This window comes from Klebsiella sp. CN_Kp066, assembly GCF_040065135.1.
Classification (GTDB): Bacteria; Pseudomonadota; Gammaproteobacteria; order Enterobacterales; family Enterobacteriaceae; genus Klebsiella; species Klebsiella oxytoca.
In genome coordinates this window covers 116,585-134,627 of the sequence record NZ_JBEAIU010000027.1, presented here as the reverse complement: position 1 = coordinate 134,627, position 18,043 = coordinate 116,585, and the positions used below count along the sequence as shown (strand labels likewise).

15 protein-coding genes and 1 pseudogene are annotated in these 18,043 nt (G+C 58.0%); 5 read left to right on the top strand and 11 right to left on the bottom strand.

The annotated features are described in order from the left end of the window. Positions 1–15 precede the first annotated feature (15 nt). Positions 16–1,083 (bottom strand): glycerophosphodiester phosphodiesterase, encoded by a 1,068-nt coding sequence (gene glpQ, locus ABLV75_RS09000; RefSeq protein WP_004104003.1) that lies wholly within the window; start codon positions 1,081–1,083, stop codon positions 16–18. 9 nt (positions 1,084–1,092) lie between these two features. Then, entirely contained in the window at positions 1,093–2,439 is a 1,347-nt protein-coding gene (glpT, locus tag ABLV75_RS08995; RefSeq protein ID WP_004104004.1) for a glycerol-3-phosphate transporter, read from the bottom strand. A 271-nt stretch (positions 2,440–2,710) separates the two neighbouring features. On the opposite strand from glpT, the gene glpA reads away from it, so the two are divergent. From glpA to glpC, 3 genes are read left to right on the top strand one after another with little or no spacing between them, the layout of a single operon-like run. Further along, a complete protein-coding gene (gene glpA / locus ABLV75_RS08990) occupies positions 2,711–4,333 on the top strand; it encodes an anaerobic glycerol-3-phosphate dehydrogenase subunit A (RefSeq protein ID WP_004104005.1) in 1,623 nt (540 codons plus the stop codon). Further along, positions 4,323–5,582, top strand: a complete 1,260-nt coding sequence (gene glpB, locus ABLV75_RS08985) for a glycerol-3-phosphate dehydrogenase subunit GlpB (protein ID WP_004104006.1) — start codon at positions 4,323–4,325, stop codon at positions 5,580–5,582. The genes glpA and glpB overlap by 11 nt, the downstream gene beginning before the upstream one ends. Beyond that, positions 5,579–6,757 carry an anaerobic glycerol-3-phosphate dehydrogenase subunit GlpC gene (gene glpC / locus ABLV75_RS08980; protein WP_004104007.1) on the top strand — a complete coding sequence of 393 codons (1,179 nt, stop codon included), beginning with the start codon at positions 5,579–5,581 and terminating at the stop codon, positions 6,755–6,757. The genes glpB and glpC overlap by 4 nt, the downstream gene beginning before the upstream one ends. Positions 6,758–6,779: 22 nt before the next feature. Here the strand turns inward: glpC and yfaU are convergent, their stop codons facing one another. From yfaU to ABLV75_RS08950, 6 genes are all read right to left on the bottom strand, one after another. Next, positions 6,780–7,583 carry a 2-keto-3-deoxy-L-rhamnonate aldolase gene (gene yfaU, locus ABLV75_RS08975; protein WP_004104012.1) on the bottom strand — a complete coding sequence of 268 codons (804 nt, stop codon included), beginning with the start codon at positions 7,581–7,583 and terminating at the stop codon, positions 6,780–6,782. Between the two features lie 14 nt (positions 7,584–7,597). After that, positions 7,598–8,887, bottom strand: a complete 1,290-nt coding sequence (locus ABLV75_RS08970; protein WP_004104014.1) for an MFS transporter — start codon at positions 8,885–8,887, stop codon at positions 7,598–7,600. Positions 8,888–8,939: 52 nt separating this feature from the next. Beyond that, positions 8,940–10,145 (bottom strand): L-rhamnonate dehydratase, encoded by a 1,206-nt coding sequence (rhmD, locus tag ABLV75_RS08965; protein WP_004104015.1) that lies wholly within the window; start codon positions 10,143–10,145, stop codon positions 8,940–8,942. Positions 10,146–10,158: 13 nt separating this feature from the next. Next, positions 10,159–10,941 (bottom strand): IclR family transcriptional regulator, encoded by a 783-nt coding sequence (locus ABLV75_RS08960; protein WP_004104016.1) that lies wholly within the window; start codon positions 10,939–10,941, stop codon positions 10,159–10,161. Between the two features lie 204 nt (positions 10,942–11,145). Then, positions 11,146–12,342 (bottom strand): nicotinamide mononucleotide deamidase-related protein YfaY, encoded by a 1,197-nt coding sequence (locus tag ABLV75_RS08955; protein ID WP_004104017.1) that lies wholly within the window; start codon positions 12,340–12,342, stop codon positions 11,146–11,148. Positions 12,343–12,438: 96 nt separating this feature from the next. Beyond that, positions 12,439–12,981: a YfaZ family outer membrane protein gene (locus tag ABLV75_RS08950; protein WP_004104018.1), complete on the bottom strand. Its 543-nt coding sequence runs from the start codon at positions 12,979–12,981 to the stop codon at positions 12,439–12,441. Positions 12,982–13,250: 269 nt separating this feature from the next. Here ABLV75_RS08950 and ABLV75_RS08945 point away from each other — a divergent pair, with 269 nt between their 5' ends. Then, positions 13,251–14,699: a catalase gene (locus ABLV75_RS08945; protein WP_004104019.1), complete on the top strand. Its 1,449-nt coding sequence runs from the start codon at positions 13,251–13,253 to the stop codon at positions 14,697–14,699. Positions 14,700–14,751: 52 nt separating this feature from the next. Here the strand turns inward: ABLV75_RS08945 and ABLV75_RS08940 are convergent. After that, positions 14,752–15,415: pseudogene (locus ABLV75_RS08940) on the bottom strand (Rpn family recombination-promoting nuclease/putative transposase); the annotation flags it as partial. 111 nt (positions 15,416–15,526) lie between these two features. On the opposite strand from ABLV75_RS08940, the gene nudI reads away from it, so the two are divergent. Beyond that, positions 15,527–15,952 (top strand): nucleoside triphosphatase NudI, encoded by a 426-nt coding sequence (gene nudI, locus ABLV75_RS08935; protein WP_004104021.1) that lies wholly within the window; start codon positions 15,527–15,529, stop codon positions 15,950–15,952. Here the strand turns inward: nudI and ABLV75_RS08930 are convergent. Beyond that, entirely contained in the window at positions 15,944–17,359 is a 1,416-nt protein-coding gene (locus ABLV75_RS08930; protein WP_004104022.1) for a sensor histidine kinase, read from the bottom strand. The two genes, nudI and ABLV75_RS08930, sit on opposite strands and share 9 nt — an antisense overlap. Next, on the bottom strand, positions 17,346–18,020 hold the full coding sequence (gene tctD / locus ABLV75_RS08925; protein WP_004104025.1) for a transcriptional regulator TctD: 675 nt from the start codon (positions 18,018–18,020) through the stop codon (positions 17,346–17,348). Before tctD ends, ABLV75_RS08930 begins: the two co-directional genes overlap by 14 nt. Positions 18,021–18,043: the final 23 nt, after the last annotated feature.

The window sequence follows — 18,043 nt, the reverse complement described above, 5'->3', positions numbered from 1 at the left end:
AAACCCGGCTTTTTACTACTTAGCGTGCAGAAACTGCACGGCTTTATCCGGAAAATCGGTGAACAAGCCGTCGACATCCGCCTGATGGTACAGCACGTTATAGAGCTGATTGACGTCGATGGCGTAGTCAGGCAATTGATCCGCGCGAACCGTGTATGGATGTACCTGCATGCCGCTGGCGTGCGCCTCTTTCACCATTGCCGTCAGCTTCACGTCTCCCGGTTTCGAGCCTTCCGCCACCAGCATATGGTAGTCCGGACCAATACCGTCAGCGTACTGGGCGATCTGCGCCATTGCCCCTGGTTTGAACATCCAGTCATAGCTGTAGTTCACCCACTTGCCGTCAGCCTGCCGCTGCTGGGTCTCATTCCAGTCGGTATAGGCGATAAGCTGCACCAGATTGAGATCCATCCCCATTTTCGGCTCCAGCTCATGCTTAATACGCTTGAGCTCGTTGGCGTCAAAGCACTGCAGATACACCTTATCCTGCTTGCCGGTGTAACCATATTCCTTCAGCACTTTCAGCGTGCTGGCGGCAATATCCTTGCCTTCCTGATGGTGGAACCACGGCGCTTTGATTTCCGGGTAGATGCCAATGTTTTTGCCGGTCGAATGGTTTAACCCCTGGACAAACTCAATCTCCTCTTCGAAGGTATGAATGCGGAAATCAGATTTCCCCATCGGGAAGCGACCCGGATAAGTTTGCACGTTCTTGCCATCTTTCGGTTCAAACCCTTCGGTAAACTTCAGCGACTTTATCTCAGCGAGGGTAAAGTCGATAGCGTAGAAGCGGCCATCTTTACGCGCCCGCTGCGGGAAACGCTGGGCCACGTCGGTCACCCGATCCAGATAGTGGTCATGCAGGACCACCAGCCGGTCATCTTTGGTCATCACCAGGTCTTGCTCAAGGTAATCCGCCCCCTGCGCGTAGGCCATCGCTTTCGCCGGCAGGGTATGTTCCGGCAGATAGCCGCTGGCGCCGCGGTGGGCGATAACGATTTTCTCTCCCGCCACGGCGCTGAAGGAGAGCGCCGTGGCGGCCAGCAGCACTCCGCTCATCAGGGTGGTTAATTGACTTTTCATCGCCGCACCTTAACCTTGTTTCATCTGTTGATGGTGGCGTCGTTCACCCAGCATCACGATAATCAGCAGCACAACCGCCAGCACGCTGCCGCCGATCATCACCATAAAGCCGCCGTCCCAGCCGAAGAAATCGACGGTATAGCCAACGATGGCGCTCGCGGCCACGGAACCGCCGAGATAACCGAACAGGCCGGTGAAGCCCGCAGCGGTGCCGGCGGCTTTTTTCGGCGCCAGCTCCAGCGCATGCAGGCCAATCAGCATCACCGGGCCATAAATCAGGAAGCCGATAATAATCATACAGGCCATATCCACGCCCGGGTTACCCGGCGGGTTCAGCCAGTAGACAACGGTGGCGATGGTGACCAGGGTCATAAAGAAGACGCCGGTCGCGCCGCGGTTGCCTTTAAACACTTTATCCGACATCCAGCCGCACAGTAGAGTGCCCGGAATCCCCGCATATTCATAAAGGAAGTAGGCCCAGGAGGATTTATCCAGCGCGAAGTGCTTAACCTCTTTCAGGTACGTTGGCGACCAGTCAAGAATGCCGTAGCGCAGCAGGTAAACAAACACGTTTGCAACGGCGATGTACCACAACAGCTTGTTCGGCAGGATATACTGCATAAAGATCTGCTTTGCGGTCAGCTCCTCTTCATGCTTCTCGCTGTAGTCATCAGGATAATCGTTTTTATACTCTTCGATCGGCGGCAAACCGCAGGACTGCGGAGTATCGCGCATCATCGCGAAGGCGAAAATCGCCAGCAGGATCGCGCCGAAAGCCGGCATATACAGCGCCGCATGCCAGTCGTTAAACCACGCCATTCCCAGCAGGAACAGCAGCGGCGGGATCCCGCCGCCGACGTTATGCGCGCAGTTCCATACCGACACGATACCGCCTCGCTCTTTCTGCGACCACCAATGCACCATCGTACGTCCGCACGGCGGCCAGCCCATCCCCTGGAACCAGCCGCACAGGAACAGCAGAACGAACATCACCATAATGCTGGAGGTCGCCCAAGGGACGAAGCCCATCACCAGCATCACCAGCGCGGCAAGAATCAAGCCTGCCGGTAAAAAAATGCGCGGATTCGAGCGGTCGGAAACCGACCCCATGATGAATTTCGAAAATCCGTAGGCGATGGAGATACCGGAAAGGGCAAAACCGAGGTCGCCACGGGAGAACCCCTGCTCGATAAGGTAGGGCATTGCTAAAGCAAAGTTCTTACGAACCAAATAGTAAGCAGCATATCCGAAGAAAATACCGATAAAGATCTGCCAGCGTAATCGACGATATAAAGGATCGATTTCCGCGGTTGGCAATCGCGCTTTATGCGCTGCGGGTTTAAATATACTTAACATATCAGCCTCCGTGGCCATTGCTGTTCTTCTGACGTCGACGCAAAAAAACGTAATTTATTCACCAACTTCTGATTTGGTCGCGATAGTAGGCAAAGCGTAAATCTAATACTGTGAAATGTCGCACACTTTGTTACAGAAATATGACAGCATTTTCTAATATGCGCACAAAGTCACAACAAACGCTCGAATTGCGCGCAAATATGCTCGAAATCAAACATTAAATGCTGTCGATATGGCTAAATGATGTAAAACGAAAACAGAGGACGGGGAGATGGCCGATAGTCGTGAATATGACGTCATTATTATTGGCGGCGGCGCCACCGGCGCCGGGATCGCGCGCGACTGCGCGCTGCGCGGGCTAAAGGCAGCGCTGGTGGAGCGCTACGATATCGCCACCGGCGCGACTGGCCGCAACCACGGTCTGCTGCATAGCGGCGCGCGCTATGCGGTCACCGATAGCGAATCAGCGCGCGAGTGCATTAGCGAAAACCGTATATTGCGCCGTATCGCCCGCCACTGCATAGAGCCCACCAGCGGCCTGTTTATTACCTTGCCGGAAGATGACCCGGCGTACCAGTACACCTTTATCAGCGCCTGTCAGCAGGCAGGCATCGAAGCCCAGCCGCTAACGCCCGCCGAAGCGCTGCGTATTGAGCCCGCGGTTAACCCGGCGCTGCTCGGCGCGGTACAGGTTCCCGACGGCACCGTCGATCCTTTCCGCCTCACCGCGGCGAATATGCTCGATGCCCGCGAACATGGCGCGACGATCCTCACCGGCTGCGAAGTCACCGGTCTGCTGCGGCAGGGCGATCGCGTCCATGGCGTCGCGATCTACAATCATCAGCGCCGAGAATCGCGCACGCTGCGCGCTCAGGTGGTGGTCAACGCCGCCGGGATTTGGGGGCAGCGCATCGCAGAGTACGCCGACCTGCGCATCGCGATGTTTCCGGCAAAAGGATCTTTGCTGATCCTCGACCACCGCATTAACCGTCAGGTTATCAACCGCTGCCGCAAACCAGCTGACGCCGATATCCTGGTGCCCGGCGATACTATTTCGCTGATTGGCACCACCTCAATGCATATTCCTTATGACGAAATTGACGACAACCGTGTAACCACCGAGGAAGTCGAAACGCTGCTGCGGGAGGGGGAAAAGCTGGCGCCGATCATGGGGCGGACGCGGGTCCTTCGCGCCTATTCCGGTATACGCCCGCTGGTCGCCAGCGATGACGATCCCAGTGGCCGTAGCGTCAGCCGCGGTATCGTGCTGCTCGACCACGCCCGCCGCGACGGTATGGAAGGCTTCATCACCATCACCGGCGGTAAACTGATGACCTATCGTCTGATGGCGGAGTGGGCCACGGATGCGCTATGCCGCAAGCTCGGAAATACCGCCCCCTGCACGACCGCCGATACGCCGCTACCCGGTTCGCAGGAACCGGCGGAAGCCACGCTAAGTAAAATCATCTCGTTACCTGCGCCGCTGCGCGGGTCGGCCATCTACCGCCACGGCGATCGCACCCCGGCATGGCTTGGCGATAGCCGCCAGCGGCGTAGCCTGGTCTGCGAATGCGAGGCGGTCACTGCCGGAGAAGTAGAGTACGCGGTTGAAAACCTGGCGGTGAAAAACCTGCTTGACCTGCGCCGCCGTACCCGCGTCGGCATGGGAACCTGTCAGGGCGAACTGTGCGCCTGCCGCGCCGCCGGGCTGCTCGCGCGTTTTAACGTCACCACCTCCGCGCGGTCCCTCACCCAGCTGTCCCAATTTTTGAACGAACGCTGGAAAGGCGTTCAGCCGGTGGCCTGGGGGGATGCGCTGCGCGAAAGCGAGTTTACCCGCTGGGTTTATCTCGGTCTGTGCGGATTAGAAAAGGAGCACCAGGATGAAGTTTGATTGCGCGATTATTGGCGGCGGCCTTGCCGGGCTGCTCTGCGGGCTGGCGCTCAACCAGCGCGGCCTGCGCAGCGTGATTATCAGCCGGGGCCAAAGCGCCCTGCACTTCTCTTCCGCCTCGCTGGATTTGCTCTCGACGCTGCCGAATGGCGAAACCGTCACCGATGTTGCTTACGGTATCGGCCAGTTGGCCCGCCAGCTTCCCGAACACCCTTATGCCAGGCTCGGCGCAGAAAGGGTGATGAATTACGCCCGCCAGGCTCAGGCGCTGTTTTCCGACTGCGGGATTGCCATGCAGGGCGATGCCAGCCAGCCGCATCTGCGCTTGACGCCGCTGGGAATCTTACGCGCGGCCTGGCTTTCTCCGCAGGAAATCGCCACCGCGCCGCTGCCCGTCAGCGGCGTCTGCGTCGTTGGCATCAGCGGGTTCGGCGACTTCCAGCCGCATCTTGCCGCGGCCTCTCTGCACCAGCACGGCGTGACCGCCGTAGCACACGAGATAGAATTACCCCTTCTTGATGTTCTGCGCGATAGCCCATCCGAATTTCGCGCCGCCAATATCGCCCGCCGGCTGGACGATGAAGCGCACTGGCCTGCCCTGCTGGCGGCGCTGCGCCCGCTGGCGCAGCAGCATAATTTACTGATTATGCCCGCCTGCTTCGGCCTCGCCGACGATCGCTTGTACCAGTGGCTGCGGCAGCGTCTGCCCTGCCCGCTGCGCCTGCTGCCTACCCTGCCGCCATCGGTGCCGGGGATGCGCCTGCACGCCCAGCTGCAGCGGCAATTTATCCGCAGCGGCGGGACCTGGCTGACCGGGGATGAAGTCATTGATATCAGCCACCAGGACGGTAGGGTTAACGCGATCTGGACGCGCAATCACGGCGATATTCCGCTGCGCCCGCGCTTCGCTGTGCTGGCCAGCGGCAGCTTTTTCAGCAACGGGCTGGTCGCCGAACGTAGCGGCGTGCGCGAGCCGATCCTCGGTCTGGATCTGCAGCAGACGCTGCCGCGCGAAAGCTGGTATCAGCAGGATTTTTTTGCCTCGCAGCCCTGGCAGCGTTTCGGCCTGAAAACCGATGAGGCTCTGCGTCCCCAGCGTCAGGGGCGGACGCTGGAGAATCTGTTCGCCGTCGGTTCGATCCTCGGCGGTTTTGATGCCATCGCGCTGGGATGCGGCGGCGGCGTGTGCGCAGTGACCGCGCTTCACGCCGCAGGGCTAATTGGCGAGCTTGCCGGAGGTGAGTCATGAACGACACGCGCTTTGAACACTGTATTAAATGCACCGTTTGCACCACCGCCTGCCCGGTCAGCCGGGTTAATCCGCGCTACCCGGGGCCAAAACAGGCCGGGCCGGACGGCGAGCGCCTGCGCCTGAAAGACGGCGCGCTCTACGACGAGGCGTTAAAATACTGCATTAACTGTAAACGCTGTGAAGTCGCCTGCCCTTCAGACGTCAAAATCGGCGATATTATCCAGCGGGCGCGCATGGAATACGGCCGGCAAAAGCCCACGCTGCGCGATACCATCCTCAGCCACACCGATCTGATGGGCACCCTCTCCACGCCGTTTGCTCCGCTGGTAAACGCCGCCACCGGACTGATGCCGGTACGTCGGGTACTGGATGCCGCGCTCAAAATCGATCACCGCCGCTCGCTGCCCAAATATGGCTTCGGCACCTTTCGCCGCGCGTATCGACAGCTGGCTGGCCAACAGGCGCAGTACGCCGAGCAGGTGGCCTTCTTTCACGGCTGCTATGTGAACTACAACAATCCGCAGTTGGGTAAAGATCTTATCCGGGTGCTCAACGCCATGGGCATCGGCGTGCAGCTATTGCATAAAGAAAAATGCTGCGGCGTGCCGCTCATTGCCAACGGTTTTTTTGCGAAGGCGCGTAAACAGGCACAGAGCAACGTTACCGCGATGCGGGAAAATAACCTGCCAGTGGTGGCGACGTCCTCGACCTGCACTTTTACGCTGCGCGATGAATATCCGCACGTCCTTGATATCGATAATCACGATGTGCGCGACCGGGTTGAACTGGCGACCCGCTGGATCTGGCGTCAGCTGGACGCCGGACGGAAGCTGGCGCTGAAATCGCTGCCGCTGAAGGTGATCTATCACACGCCCTGCCATATGGAGAAGATGGGCTGGTCGCTGTATACCCTTGAGCTATTGCGGCTGATCCCCGGCTTGCAGCTGGAGGTGCTCGACTCGCAATGCTGCGGTATTGCCGGCACCTTCGGCTTCAAGTCGGAGAATTACGACTCATCGCAGGCGATTGGCGCGCCGCTGTTCCGACAAATTGAGGAGAGCGGCGCGGACCTGGTAGTGACCGACTGTGAAACCTGTAAATGGCAGATAGAGATGTCCACCAGTAAACGCTGCGAGCATCCCATCACTCTGCTGGCGCAGGCGCTGGCCTGACGCCAGCGCCAACACCGGGGGGCTAGTAGCTCCCCTTGCCCTCCGCCTGTTCGGCTACCGGCCTGAACATCGCCAGTCGTTTATCCAGCGCGCTGGTATAGAGGTTGGTATCGACGCCAACGGCAACGAAATTCGCCCCCCACGCCAGCGCTTTGTGCGCCATCTCCGGATCGACGGCCAGGAATCCGGCCGCCTTTCCCGCCGCGCGAATGCGGCGGATGCTCTGTTCAATAACCCGCTGCACTTCAGGATGACCGGCGTTATCCGGGTAGCCCAGCGAGGCCGACAGGTCCGCCGGGCCGATAAAGACGCCGTCAATCCCCTCGACTTCAAGGATCGCATCCAGATTATCGAGGGCGGTTTTGCTCTCAACCTGAATCAGCAGGCACAGCTCATCGTTGGCCTGCGCCATATAGTTCTCTACCCTTCCCCAGCGCGCGGCGCGAGCTACCCCGGCGCCGACGCCGCGGGTCCCCAGCGGCGGATAGCGCGTCGCCGAGACAATGTCCCGCGCCTGTTCTGCGGTATCGACCATGGGGATCAGCAGCGTTCTGGCGCCAATATCCAGCACCTGTTTAATCAGGCTACGATTGCCCTCTACCGGACGAATCACCGGCTGGCTGGCGTAGGGCGCAATGGCCTGTAGCTGATGATAAAGATCCTGAATAGTATTCGGCGCATGTTCACCGTCAATCAGCAGCCAGTCGTAACCCGAGGTGGCGGCAATCTCAGCCATATAAGAGGAGGTCGAGCTCAGCCACAGGCCAATTTGTGCTTCCCCTTGCAATAACCCCGCTTTAAATGGGTTCGATAAAATTGCGTTCATAGTTCTCCCTTAAATTAATGCTGTACGCTGCCGGCCTGCGGTACCGTGCGGCTCACGCGCAGTGAAAAGATAATAACAACCCCGATAACCGCCACGCAGGCGAGCGTCAATAATCCGGCAGAATTATTGCCGAACATCGTTTCAGCCTGGACGCGTATAATCGGCGCTAAAAATCCGCCGATCGCGCCAAACAGGTTGACGAAACCAATGCCTGCGGCCAGCGCCGTGCCGGATAACAGCTGCGTCGGCATAGTCCAGAAGACCGGCTGTACGGCAATGACGCCGACGGCGGCAACGCACAGCGCGATGATGGCCAGTACCGGCGACACCAGCCCGGAGACCGCAATGCCAATTGCCGCCGCCAGCAGGGTCAATGCCGCAATATTACGCCGCTCGCCGGTGCGGTCGGAGTAGCGAGGAATCAGCCAGGTACCGAACAGCGCTGCCACCCACGGGATCGCGGTCACCACCGATGCTACAAACCCCACTTTAGTGCCGAGCAGCGCCGCAACCTGGGTCGGCAGGAAGAAGATCAGGCCGTAAACCGCCACCTGAATGGTGAGATAGATAATCGCCAGCTGCCAGACGCGGCCGTTGCGCAGCGCATCGGACAAACGCGAAGTAATCTTTTTCTGCTCTTCGCTGGCCAGCTCGCTGATGAGCGCCTGCTTTTCGGCAGCGGTCAGGAAGCGGGCGTTTTGCGGCGTGTCGTCAAGCCAGAAGAAAGTGAAGAAACCCGCGCCGACCGCCAGTAAGCCTTCAATAATAAACATCCAGAACCAACCGGGATGCCCCATAAAACCGTGCATTTCCAGCAGCGCGCCGGAGAGCGGCGACCCGAGGGTCAGCGCCAACGGCGCACCCATATAAAATAACCCCATAATGCTGGCGCGGTTCTGCTGCGGAAACCACTGTGAGGTCAGGTAGATCATGCCCGGAAAGAAACCTGCTTCGGCGGCGCCAAGCAGGGTGCGTACCAGCAGAAATTTCGCTTCCGTATCCGCCCACGCCATCGCCGCTGAAAGAATGCCCCACAGCAAGGTGGTGCAGCCAATCCATTTTCTCGCGCCGAATTTGCGCATCAGCAGGTTGGCCGGTACCCCAAGAAAGGCGTACACCACAAAGAAAATCCCCGCCCCCAGCGCGTAAGCTTCATTGCTGAGGCCGGTATCCAGTTGATAGGTCTCTTTCGCAAAGCCGATATTCGAACGGTCAAGAAACGCCAGCACGTACAGCGCCAGCATAAAGGGGATCAAACGGGCGCGGTTTTTCTTCACCACGCTCTCAAGCAAGGTGTTGCTCATCGTAATATCCTCAACAATAGGCCGCACATCAGCGCTGTGCGGCACGACGGGATCAGTGGCTATAAGGACGTTTCAGGTTGCAGTCGCGGTTCAGCTCGACGCCAAAACCCGGTTTATCCAGAACGGTTTTATGAATGCGCCCGTTCACCGGTACCGGCTCATCAACCAGAATCGGGTCAAACTGCGGACGCATCGTTGAGCAGTCCGGGCTGGTCATCAGGAATTCGCTGAACGGCGTGTTGGTAAAGGTAATGACCGCATGATGCGAATAGACCGACGAGCCGTGCGGTACCACCAGCTGGCCGCGCGATTTGGCGATCGCCGCAATCTCCACCAGCGTGGTCAGACCGCCGCACCAGCCTACGTCAGGCTGCATAATATCGATGCCGGTTTCCGACAGCGTGCGGAAGGATTGCAGCGTGCCGTGGTGCTCGCCGCTGGTGACCATCATTCCGGCCGGGGCATTGCGTTTCAGCTCGCGATAGCCTTCATACTGCTGCGGCGGCAGGCACTCTTCGATCCACTTAAGGTTATAGGGCGCGCAGGCGTGGGCCAGTTTAGTGGCGTAGTTAACGTCCTGGCTCATCCAGCAGTCCAGCATTAGCCAGAAGTCCGGGCCGCATTTTTCGCGCATATCGGCCACCATGGCGGCATCTTTGCGGATCCCCGCATCGCCATCGTGCGGGCCCCAGTGGGTCGGCATCTTGCCGCCAATAAAGCCCATCTCTTTCGCCAGGTCCGGACGGGCCCCGGTAGCGTAGAACTGAATTTCATCGCGTACCGCGCCGCCCAACAGTTTGTATACCGGTAATCCCACCACTTTGCCGAACAGATCCCACAGCGCCAGGTCGATACAGGAGATGGTATTCATCACCAGGCCGCCGGAGCCGGAGTAGTACATGGTGGCGTTGAGCATCTGGTCATGGATCAGTTTGATATCGCTGACGCACTTCCCTTCGATAAAGCGGTTCAGGTGCTTTTCCACAATAAAACAGCCCATCTCGCCGGCGGTTGATACCGCAAAGCCGGTCTGGCCGTTTTCGGCTTCGACTTCAACAATCAGCGTGCCGAGAACGTTGATGCCAAACGACTGGCGGGACTGTTCATACTGTTTATATTTGCTCATCGGCGTGGCGATATGATCGTCAATCCAGTGGTTTGCTCCCTGGTCATGATAGTCGCCGCCGCCAGCGCCTTTCTCTGCGGTAGCGCCGCCGATAAACCAGGCGCGGACGTGTTTAATTTTCGGTAGGGTCATGATCTTCTCCTTATTATGAGGCTTGTTGTTCGAAGGGGCTTTTCCACCCCAGCAGACGAGAAATGTCCTTGGCGCAGGCAATCGCCCTGCCAGCGAGATAATCGCGATTGTCTTCATTGATTTGCAGACGAGTACCCACCACGGAGATGGCGGCGGTCAGCTCGTTATTGGCATTAAAAACCGGCGCCGCCACGCAGCGAACGTCGGGATAATCTTCGCCGTTATCGAAGCTCCAGCCGCGGGCGCGAATACGCCCCAGTTCATCGCGAAGCAGCTGGGCGCTGGTGATGGTGGTTGGCGTTGCCCTCTCCCACTGCAGCTCGCTGATAATTGACTCCTGAACCCGCTCGGGCTGCCAGGCAAGCAGGCATTTACCGATACCGGAGCGGTACAGCGACAGGCTTTTACCTTCGTGGGAACGCACGCTGATGGTGGCCGGGGATTCAATCTTCAGAATGTAGTAGGCGTTACCGCCATCGATAATGCCCAGATGGCAGAGCAGTCCGCACTGATCCATTAGCTGCGTCAGGCGCGGACGCGCCAGTTCGCGCAGATCCATTTTGCTCAGCGCATGACCGGCCAGCTCAACCAGTTTGGTCCACAGACAGTAGTTGTCCTGATTATCCATGCTGAGGAAGCGCTGTTTTCTCAGTTCTCCCAGCAGCAGGTAAGCGGTGCTTTTCGGAATACCCAGTTCGTCAATAATGGTCGCCGCGCTGCACGGACCAATGCGGGCGATCAAATTGAGAATATCGATGGCGCGGGTTAGCGCCGGGACTTTGCTTGATTCCAACATACTGGACTCCAATCCTGAATACTGGAATCAGTGTTGCGGTTGTCGGGTCTGTAAATTGTGAGCGACTTCAAATGACGACGCTATTCCAGCAGGGTGGACGTTCAAGGGGATAGAAATGCGAGATAGTGCACAGAATTTTTAAAAGCAAGTACAGCAGGTTGGACTGATTGCGCGTCGGGTAGGGCTCCCGACGCGGTGTTTTATCTAAACGGCGAGATAGTCAACGACGTTAATCCAGCCGTGTTCACCGGCCACGGGCTGGCCATTCAGCCAGCGGCGCAGCATGTTGAGAGCCATCATCGCGCAGACCTCCTGACGCACCTGCACGCTGTGGCGGTTGGTCGCGAACTTCACCCGCAGCGCGTGGGTGCCGTCCGGCGTGGAAAGCGCAAAGTTCAGGTGATCGCTCTCCTGACCACTCACCGCCAGCGCCAGACCGGCAAAGTGTTTTTCGCGCCGTTCCGCCGCCCAGCGCGCAGACTGCGCCAGGGTCTCCTCCTGCGCCGGAATGACTTCGCTGGCCAACAGCGGGGCATTGACCCGTGAAAGCTGTAGCGCCAGCAGACCGCCGGTGAACTGCTCGCTTAGCGTCAGGCTTAGCTGGCGCTCCTGCAGACGACGGGCGATCTGCGCCGGCAGGCCTTCGGTGCCTTCGAAAACGATGCTCTCTCCGGCCACTTTTTGCACTTCCGGCCACAGCGCCAGCATCGCCTCGCGCTGTTCGGCAGGCCCGGTCAGCTTCAGTTCGATAATCGGCATTGAGGAACGATAGCCCATCACCACGCCCGGCGGCAGTTGTAAATGCTCGAGGCTCTGCGCCAGCTCGCTTTCGGAACGACCGAAGGTGGTCAGACGCAGACACAGCGGCGCGGCGGGCAGCGGAAAACGTTCGCGCAGGCGCGGTAAGATTTCCTGCTCGACCATTATCTTAAATTCAGACGGCACGCCGGGAGTGAAAAACATCAGGCAGCGGTTTAGCTGCACAGCAAAACCGCAGGCGGTTCCGACCGGATTGTTGATCATCTCGGCGCTTTGCGGAATTTCCGCCTGTTTACGGTTGCTGGCGGCCATAGGCCTTCCGCGCTCGGCAAAGAAACGGGTCATGGTTTCCAGCCACGCTTCATGCAGAATCAGCCCTTCACCTTTGGCGGTCGCTGCGGCAAGCGCGCTTAAATCATCGCTGGTCGGGCCCAGACCGCCGTTGACGATCAGCACGTCGGCATGCTCGCTGCGCTCGCGTAAAATCGCCACCAGGGAGTCAAGATCGTCACCCACGGTATGGCGACGCTTTAAAGGTAATCCTTGATTAAAAAAGAAATCCGCCAGCCACGCGGCATTGGTATCGATGATTTGCCCATGCAGCACTTCATCGCCGGTGGACAGCATTTCCACGTTTAACATTGTCAACTCCAGCCTGATAAGTAGAAATACTATATCGCAAAGCGGCTGGCGAAAAAGCCTGAAAATCAGGCGCGGCGGAATACCGCGCCGAAGGGGTTAGAAGCTGGCGTTAACGCCGACGTACGGGCCGTCCGCGACCGCGTTATCGCGGTTGCCTTCTTTACCCGCCAGGTTAAGGTAGCGATAACCGGCTTCAATGCTCAGAGGACGCATAATGGTAAAGCGCGCGCCGGCATTAGCTTCCTGATAACTGTCGATACCGCTGGAGAGCGAATCAGGAGAATAATAATATTCGCCGAACAGGCGGAAGCTGTCGCCGATCTTCCACTGCAGGCCGCCGCCAACCGCTGCTGCGTAGCCCTCATCGCCGTTATTCGGATTGGTATAAACCCCTTTACCGCCAACGGTGGCAAGGAATGGACCTAAAGGGATGTTCAGCCCCAGTCCCAGGCCTGCCGCATCGCCGTCGTCATCGTTATGCAGCCAGTTGCCGGTTACCGCCAGGCCGGTAGATTCCGTGCCAAATCCGACGCCAAGGTTCGTGTAGTGCTCGCCGGCCTGTCCGCTGAAACTGATCGCATGCGCCGCCGTTGAGACGAACATCATGCCAGCGAGGGCCGCAAATATACTTTTTTTCATTTTTACTCTATCCAACAAACAAGAATTAAAAAGTCCCAAAAAACCGCGAAATTGTACTGCCGAACGTTAAGGAATCAATGCGCTAAGACGAGCTTTACCATTGTGATTGTAACCAGTTGCTACCGGAGCCAGGCCAACGGACGCGGGTATCAAATCGATAGCCAGAGCCAGATTGTCCGTGTTGGATATTTATTCTACAAATAGCGCTCAGCTTATTCTGCCCTTGCGGGAAATGAATAAGTTACATAAAACTTTGTCAGGAGATAAAGATGAGCAAAAAAGGATTAACCACCGGCTCCGGCGCGCCGGTTGTCGATAATAACAAAGTCATCACCGCAGGTCCTCGCGGCCCGATGCTGCTGCAGGATGTCTGGTTTCTGGAAAAACTGGCCCACTTCGACCGGGAGGTTATCCCGGAACGCCGAATGCACGCAAAAGGCTCCGGCGCTTACGGTAAATTAACGGTCACTCACGATATCAGCCGCTACACGCGCGCAAAAATGTTCGCCGAGGTCGGTAAAACCACCGATCTGTTCCTGCGCTTTTCCACCGTTGCCGGAGAACGCGGCGCCGCAGACGCCGAGCGCGACATCCGCGGCTTCGCTATCAAGTTTTATACCGAAGAGGGCAACTGGGATCTGGTAGGCAATAATACCCCTGTTTTTTATCTTCGCGACCCGCTGAAATTCCCGGACCTGAACCACGTAGTGAAGCGCGATCCGCGCACCAACCTGCGCAACCCTACCTGGAAGTGGGATTTTTTCTCCCTGCTGCCCGAAACGCTGCATCAGTTGACTATCGACTTCAGCGACCGCGGCATCCCGCGCTCTTATCGCCATATGCACGGCTTCGGCAGCCACGCGTTCAGCTTTATAAATGCCGACAATCAACGTTTTTGGGTGAAATTCCACTTTAAATCCCAGCAGGGGATCGCCAACCTGATGGATGATGAAGCAAAACGTCTGGTGGCCGAGGACCGCGAGAGTTCGCAGCGCGATCTCTATGAGTCGATTGAAAGAGGCGATTTTCCGCGCTGGACCTTTTACGTGCAGATCATGCCGGAAGCAGAAGCCAGCCGGGTCCCTTACCATCCTTTCGATCTGACCAAAGTATGGCCGCATAGTGATTATCCGCTGATTGAAGTGGGGGTACTTGAGCTCAACCGCAACCCGGACAACTATTTCGCCGAGGTTGAGCAGGTTGCGATGAATCCGGCTAACGTGGTGCCTGGTGTCAGCTTCTCTCCGGATCGCATGCTGCAGGGTCGTTTATTCTCCTACGGCGACACCCAGCGCTACCGCCTGGGCGTTAACCATCATCAGATTCCGGTCAATGCGCCGCGCTGCCCGTTCCATAACTACCATCGCGATGGCGCGATGCGCGTCGACGGCAATAGCGGCAACGGCGTCACCTATGAGCCAAACAGCTTCGGCCTCTATCAGGAGCAGCCGGACTTTAGCGAACCGCCTTTAAATCTTGAAGGCGCGGCGGCTCACTGGAATCATCGGGAAGATAACGACTATTTTAGCCAACCGCGCGCGCTGTTCGGGCTATTAAGCGAAGACGAGCATCAGCGTATGTTCCATCGAATCGCCAGCGATATGCGGGATATCCCTGAATTTATCCAGCAGCGACAAATTGGCCTGTTTAGTCAAGTCCATCCCGACTACGGCGCGGGCGTGGCCGCGGCGCTGAAAGTCTTACAGAAAACCCTGTAAACACAAACGGCAGCCCAAGTGCGGCTGCCGTTTGACGAAAACGTTTTAGGGGTTAGTGCTGAAGCTTAGCGAGCTGCCGCAGCGACAGTCCGGTTAGCTTTGCGCAGGCTCAAGCCCCTCTTCCAGCATCGCCCGGGCGATGCGTTTTGTCGCCGCTAGTTGCCCTTCATTTCTGCCTTCATTACGACCTTCCTGTCGGCCCTTGCGCAAACCTTTTTCTATCCCCGCCTTCATTCCCTGAAGCATCCCCTCTTTGCGACCTCGCTCTTCGGGAAAATGAGCAATATTCATCAGCGTCTCCTTATGCGGCTTGAGTGACGTCTTTTGCGCTAGCTTGCGTAAAAAAGCCACCGGATCGGCGGCGTTGCCCGCCTGAAGCATATAATTCAGCAACGTTTTAAACTGCCGACGGGTAGTGTATCCCGGGGGGATATTCTGACCAGTTGCTCTGAGATGCCCATCCTATCCCGCTGCCGAATATGCTTTTGCAACAGTTCCAGCATAGCGACCCGCCGGTGCTGTATCAGCTGGTCATCTGGGATCTCAGTCACGTCTATTAGTGGAAAGTTCTGGCTATAGAGCCGCTCGGCCACCTCTGGTAGAGAAAAACCGTCCAGCCAGCGCGTTGAGTGCGGGTAGGGACTGATTCTGCCGTGATAAAACAGCAGAGGAATAACCAGCGGCAGCTAATGATGGCCCCAACCCATTAACCTGCGCTCACCCTACCACCGCTCGCGCTCAACGCGTATTTTCGCTTGCGGTTTGCCGAGGCAGCTCGCAAACTGGACCATCCCGTGATATATCCCTGCCATCATTAAGGAGAAGTTATGCGTCAAAGGACTATTGTCTGCCCGCTCATTCAACATGAGGGTCACTATCTGTTGTGCAAAATGGCCGACGATCGCGGGGTATTTCCCGGGCAGTGGGCGCTCTCCGGCGGCGGCGTCGAGCCTGGCGAACGCATCGAAGCGGCGCTGCGGCGGGAAATTCGCGAAGAGCTGGGCGAAAAACTGCAGCTAACCCACATCACACCGTGGACCTTTAGCGATGACGTACGGGTTAAAACCTACGCCGATGGCCGTCAGGAAGAAATATATATGATTTATCTTATCTTCGACTGCGTCAGCGCCAATCGCGAAGTAACCATCAACGAGGAGTTTCAGGACTACGCCTGGGTAAAAGCGGAAGATCTTCCCCACTATGATTTGAACGAGGCGACCCGGAAGACGCTCACCCTGAAAGGCCTACTCTGAACCCACAGTCAAAAAGCGCAGCCTGACCTTCAGCCCGCCCAGCGTTTCGCTACGCAGCAGCTGCGGATGGCTGCGATGCAGGCGTGCAATATCGCTGACCAGCGCCAGTCCGAGCCCGGCGCCGGGATTATCACCAACGTTTTCCAGACGGTGGAACGGCATGAGCGCCTGCTGGATCTGCGCATCATCGATTCCCGGCCCGCTGTCTTCAACATCCAGCAGCACCGCCTCCCCTTCACGATGCAGGCTGACCGTGACGATACCGCCCTGCGGCGTATAGCGGATCGCGTTATCCAACAGATTTGCGCACAGCTCGCTCAACAGCACGCCATCGCCGGCGATAGTCACCGTTGAGGGTTCCCCCTCATAGCCGAGATCGATAGCTTTGCTCCGCGCCTGCTGAAGACGGGAAAAGCAGCTGTTGTGGACGATCTCATACAGATCCACCGGCGGAAACGCGTGTTCTCCCTGCTCTTTACGTTTGATGGTAGCCAGCTGTAGCAGGCGTTCGGTAAGCAGAATCGTACTGTCCAGCGTGCCGCTCATCGCCTCCAGACTCTCTCGCCACAGCCGGGGATCGCCGCTCGCCAGCGCCACCGAAGCCTGGGTTTTCAGCACCGCCAGCGGCGTTTTTAACTGGTGAGAAGCATCGGCGCTAAACCGCTCCTGCCGGGAGATCATCGCCCGCAGCCGGTCGATATAGCGGTTAAAAGCAACAATCAATAAACGGGTTTCCGACCACGGCAGCAGTTCCGGCAGCGGCGTCAACAGGCCGGGTTCGCGCCGCACCATGAGCGCCGAAAGCCGACGCATCGGCCGCAGCACCCGACGCAGCAGCCAGCCGGTGAGCACCAGCGTCAACAGCACCAATAGCCCCTGCGAGATCCACGATGAAAACAGCAGCTGTCCCGCCAGCCAGCGCCGCGACTGCAGCGTTTCGGCGATATAGATTTCCGCCATTCCCACAACGCCGCCTTCGTTAACCGGCTGCAGCAGCCGCGCCACGCGGATGGCCTGACCGCGATACTCGGTATGATAAAACCACGCCAGTGCCGGATAGAGCTCGGTACGAGAGGTTGAGGGCGGCATCGATGGCAGATCGTCAAAACCGGAAATCACCCGTTTACCGGGATCGAGTACCTTATAGTACAGGCGATCGTTCATATTCAGCTCGAAGCTATCGAGCACCACCCAGGGGACATTCACCTCCAGTCTGCCGCCGCGTACCACCAGGCGTTCCGCCACCGTGCGGGCGGAGGAGAGCAGCGTACGATCGTAAGCCTGGGTCGCCGCCTGCAGAGCGCTGACGTAGCTATTGAATGCCGACAGCCCCCACAGTAACACCAGCGGCAGGCCAAGAAACAGCAGCAGCTGAGCGAATAACGACTGCGGCTTACCCCACCTCATCGGCGAGCTCCAGCACGTAACCCAGGCCACGCAGGGTCACAATTCGCACGTTGCTCTCCTGAAGTTTCTTCCGCAGACGATGGATATATAGCTCGATGCTTTCCGGGCTGACGTCATCGTTAAGGCTGAAGACCTGTTCAAACAGCTGCTGGCGCGACACCGGACGCGTGCGGCGAAACATCAGCACCGTCAGCAGCGCCTGCTCGCGCGGGGTCAACGATAGCGTCTGTCCGCGCAGTAAAAAATAGCCTTCATCGCGATATTCCAGAGAGCCGATCTGCTGAGTCTCATGCACCTGGCCTTCGCTACGCCGTAGCAGTGCGCGCAGCCTGGCGTCGAGCTCTTCAAGTTCAAACGGTTTTGGTAAATAGTCATCGGCGCCGACGTTGAGCCCTTTTACCCGATCCGCCACCGCGCTGCGTGCGGTCAGCAGTAAAACGGGAAGGGTTTGTCCGCGCTTTCGCAGACGCTGCACGACTTCCAGGCCATCGAAGCCCGGCATGCCGATATCCAGTACCGCCAGCGCGTATTTTTCGCTTTGCAACAGATGATCGGCCGCCCGGCCATCAAATACGCAGTCCACGGCAAACCCGCCCTGTACCAGCGCTTTCTCCAGCCAGTGAGCCAGCTCACGGTTATCTTCTGCCAGTAAGAGACGCATATCACATCCTGTAAAGTTGCTGC

What these genes read in the sequence shown, in the direction of transcription:
- glpQ (WP_004104003.1), bottom strand. Translation starts at nt 1,083, where the DNA reads ATGAAAAGTCAATTAACCACCCTGATGAGCGGAGTGCTGCTGGCCGCC.
- glpT (WP_004104004.1), bottom strand. Translation starts at nt 2,439, where the DNA reads ATGTTAAGTATATTTAAACCCGCAGCGCATAAAGCGCGATTGCCAACC.
- glpA (WP_004104005.1), top strand. Translation starts at nt 2,711, where the DNA reads ATGGCCGATAGTCGTGAATATGACGTCATTATTATTGGCGGCGGCGCC.
- glpB (WP_004104006.1), top strand. Translation starts at nt 4,323, where the DNA reads ATGAAGTTTGATTGCGCGATTATTGGCGGCGGCCTTGCCGGGCTGCTC.
- glpC (WP_004104007.1), top strand. Translation starts at nt 5,579, where the DNA reads ATGAACGACACGCGCTTTGAACACTGTATTAAATGCACCGTTTGCACC.
- yfaU (WP_004104012.1), bottom strand. Translation starts at nt 7,583, where the DNA reads ATGAACGCAATTTTATCGAACCCATTTAAAGCGGGGTTATTGCAAGGG.
- ABLV75_RS08970 (WP_004104014.1), bottom strand. Translation starts at nt 8,887, where the DNA reads ATGAGCAACACCTTGCTTGAGAGCGTGGTGAAGAAAAACCGCGCCCGT.
- rhmD (WP_004104015.1), bottom strand. Translation starts at nt 10,145, where the DNA reads ATGACCCTACCGAAAATTAAACACGTCCGCGCCTGGTTTATCGGCGGC.
- ABLV75_RS08960 (WP_004104016.1), bottom strand. Translation starts at nt 10,941, where the DNA reads ATGTTGGAATCAAGCAAAGTCCCGGCGCTAACCCGCGCCATCGATATT.
- ABLV75_RS08955 (WP_004104017.1), bottom strand. Translation starts at nt 12,342, where the DNA reads ATGTTAAACGTGGAAATGCTGTCCACCGGCGATGAAGTGCTGCATGGG.
- ABLV75_RS08950 (WP_004104018.1), bottom strand. Translation starts at nt 12,981, where the DNA reads ATGAAAAAAAGTATATTTGCGGCCCTCGCTGGCATGATGTTCGTCTCA.
- ABLV75_RS08945 (WP_004104019.1), top strand. Translation starts at nt 13,251, where the DNA reads ATGAGCAAAAAAGGATTAACCACCGGCTCCGGCGCGCCGGTTGTCGAT.
- nudI (WP_004104021.1), top strand. Translation starts at nt 15,527, where the DNA reads ATGCGTCAAAGGACTATTGTCTGCCCGCTCATTCAACATGAGGGTCAC.
- ABLV75_RS08930 (WP_004104022.1), bottom strand. Translation starts at nt 17,359, where the DNA reads ATGAGGTGGGGTAAGCCGCAGTCGTTATTCGCTCAGCTGCTGCTGTTT.
- tctD (WP_004104025.1), bottom strand. Translation starts at nt 18,020, where the DNA reads ATGCGTCTCTTACTGGCAGAAGATAACCGTGAGCTGGCTCACTGGCTG.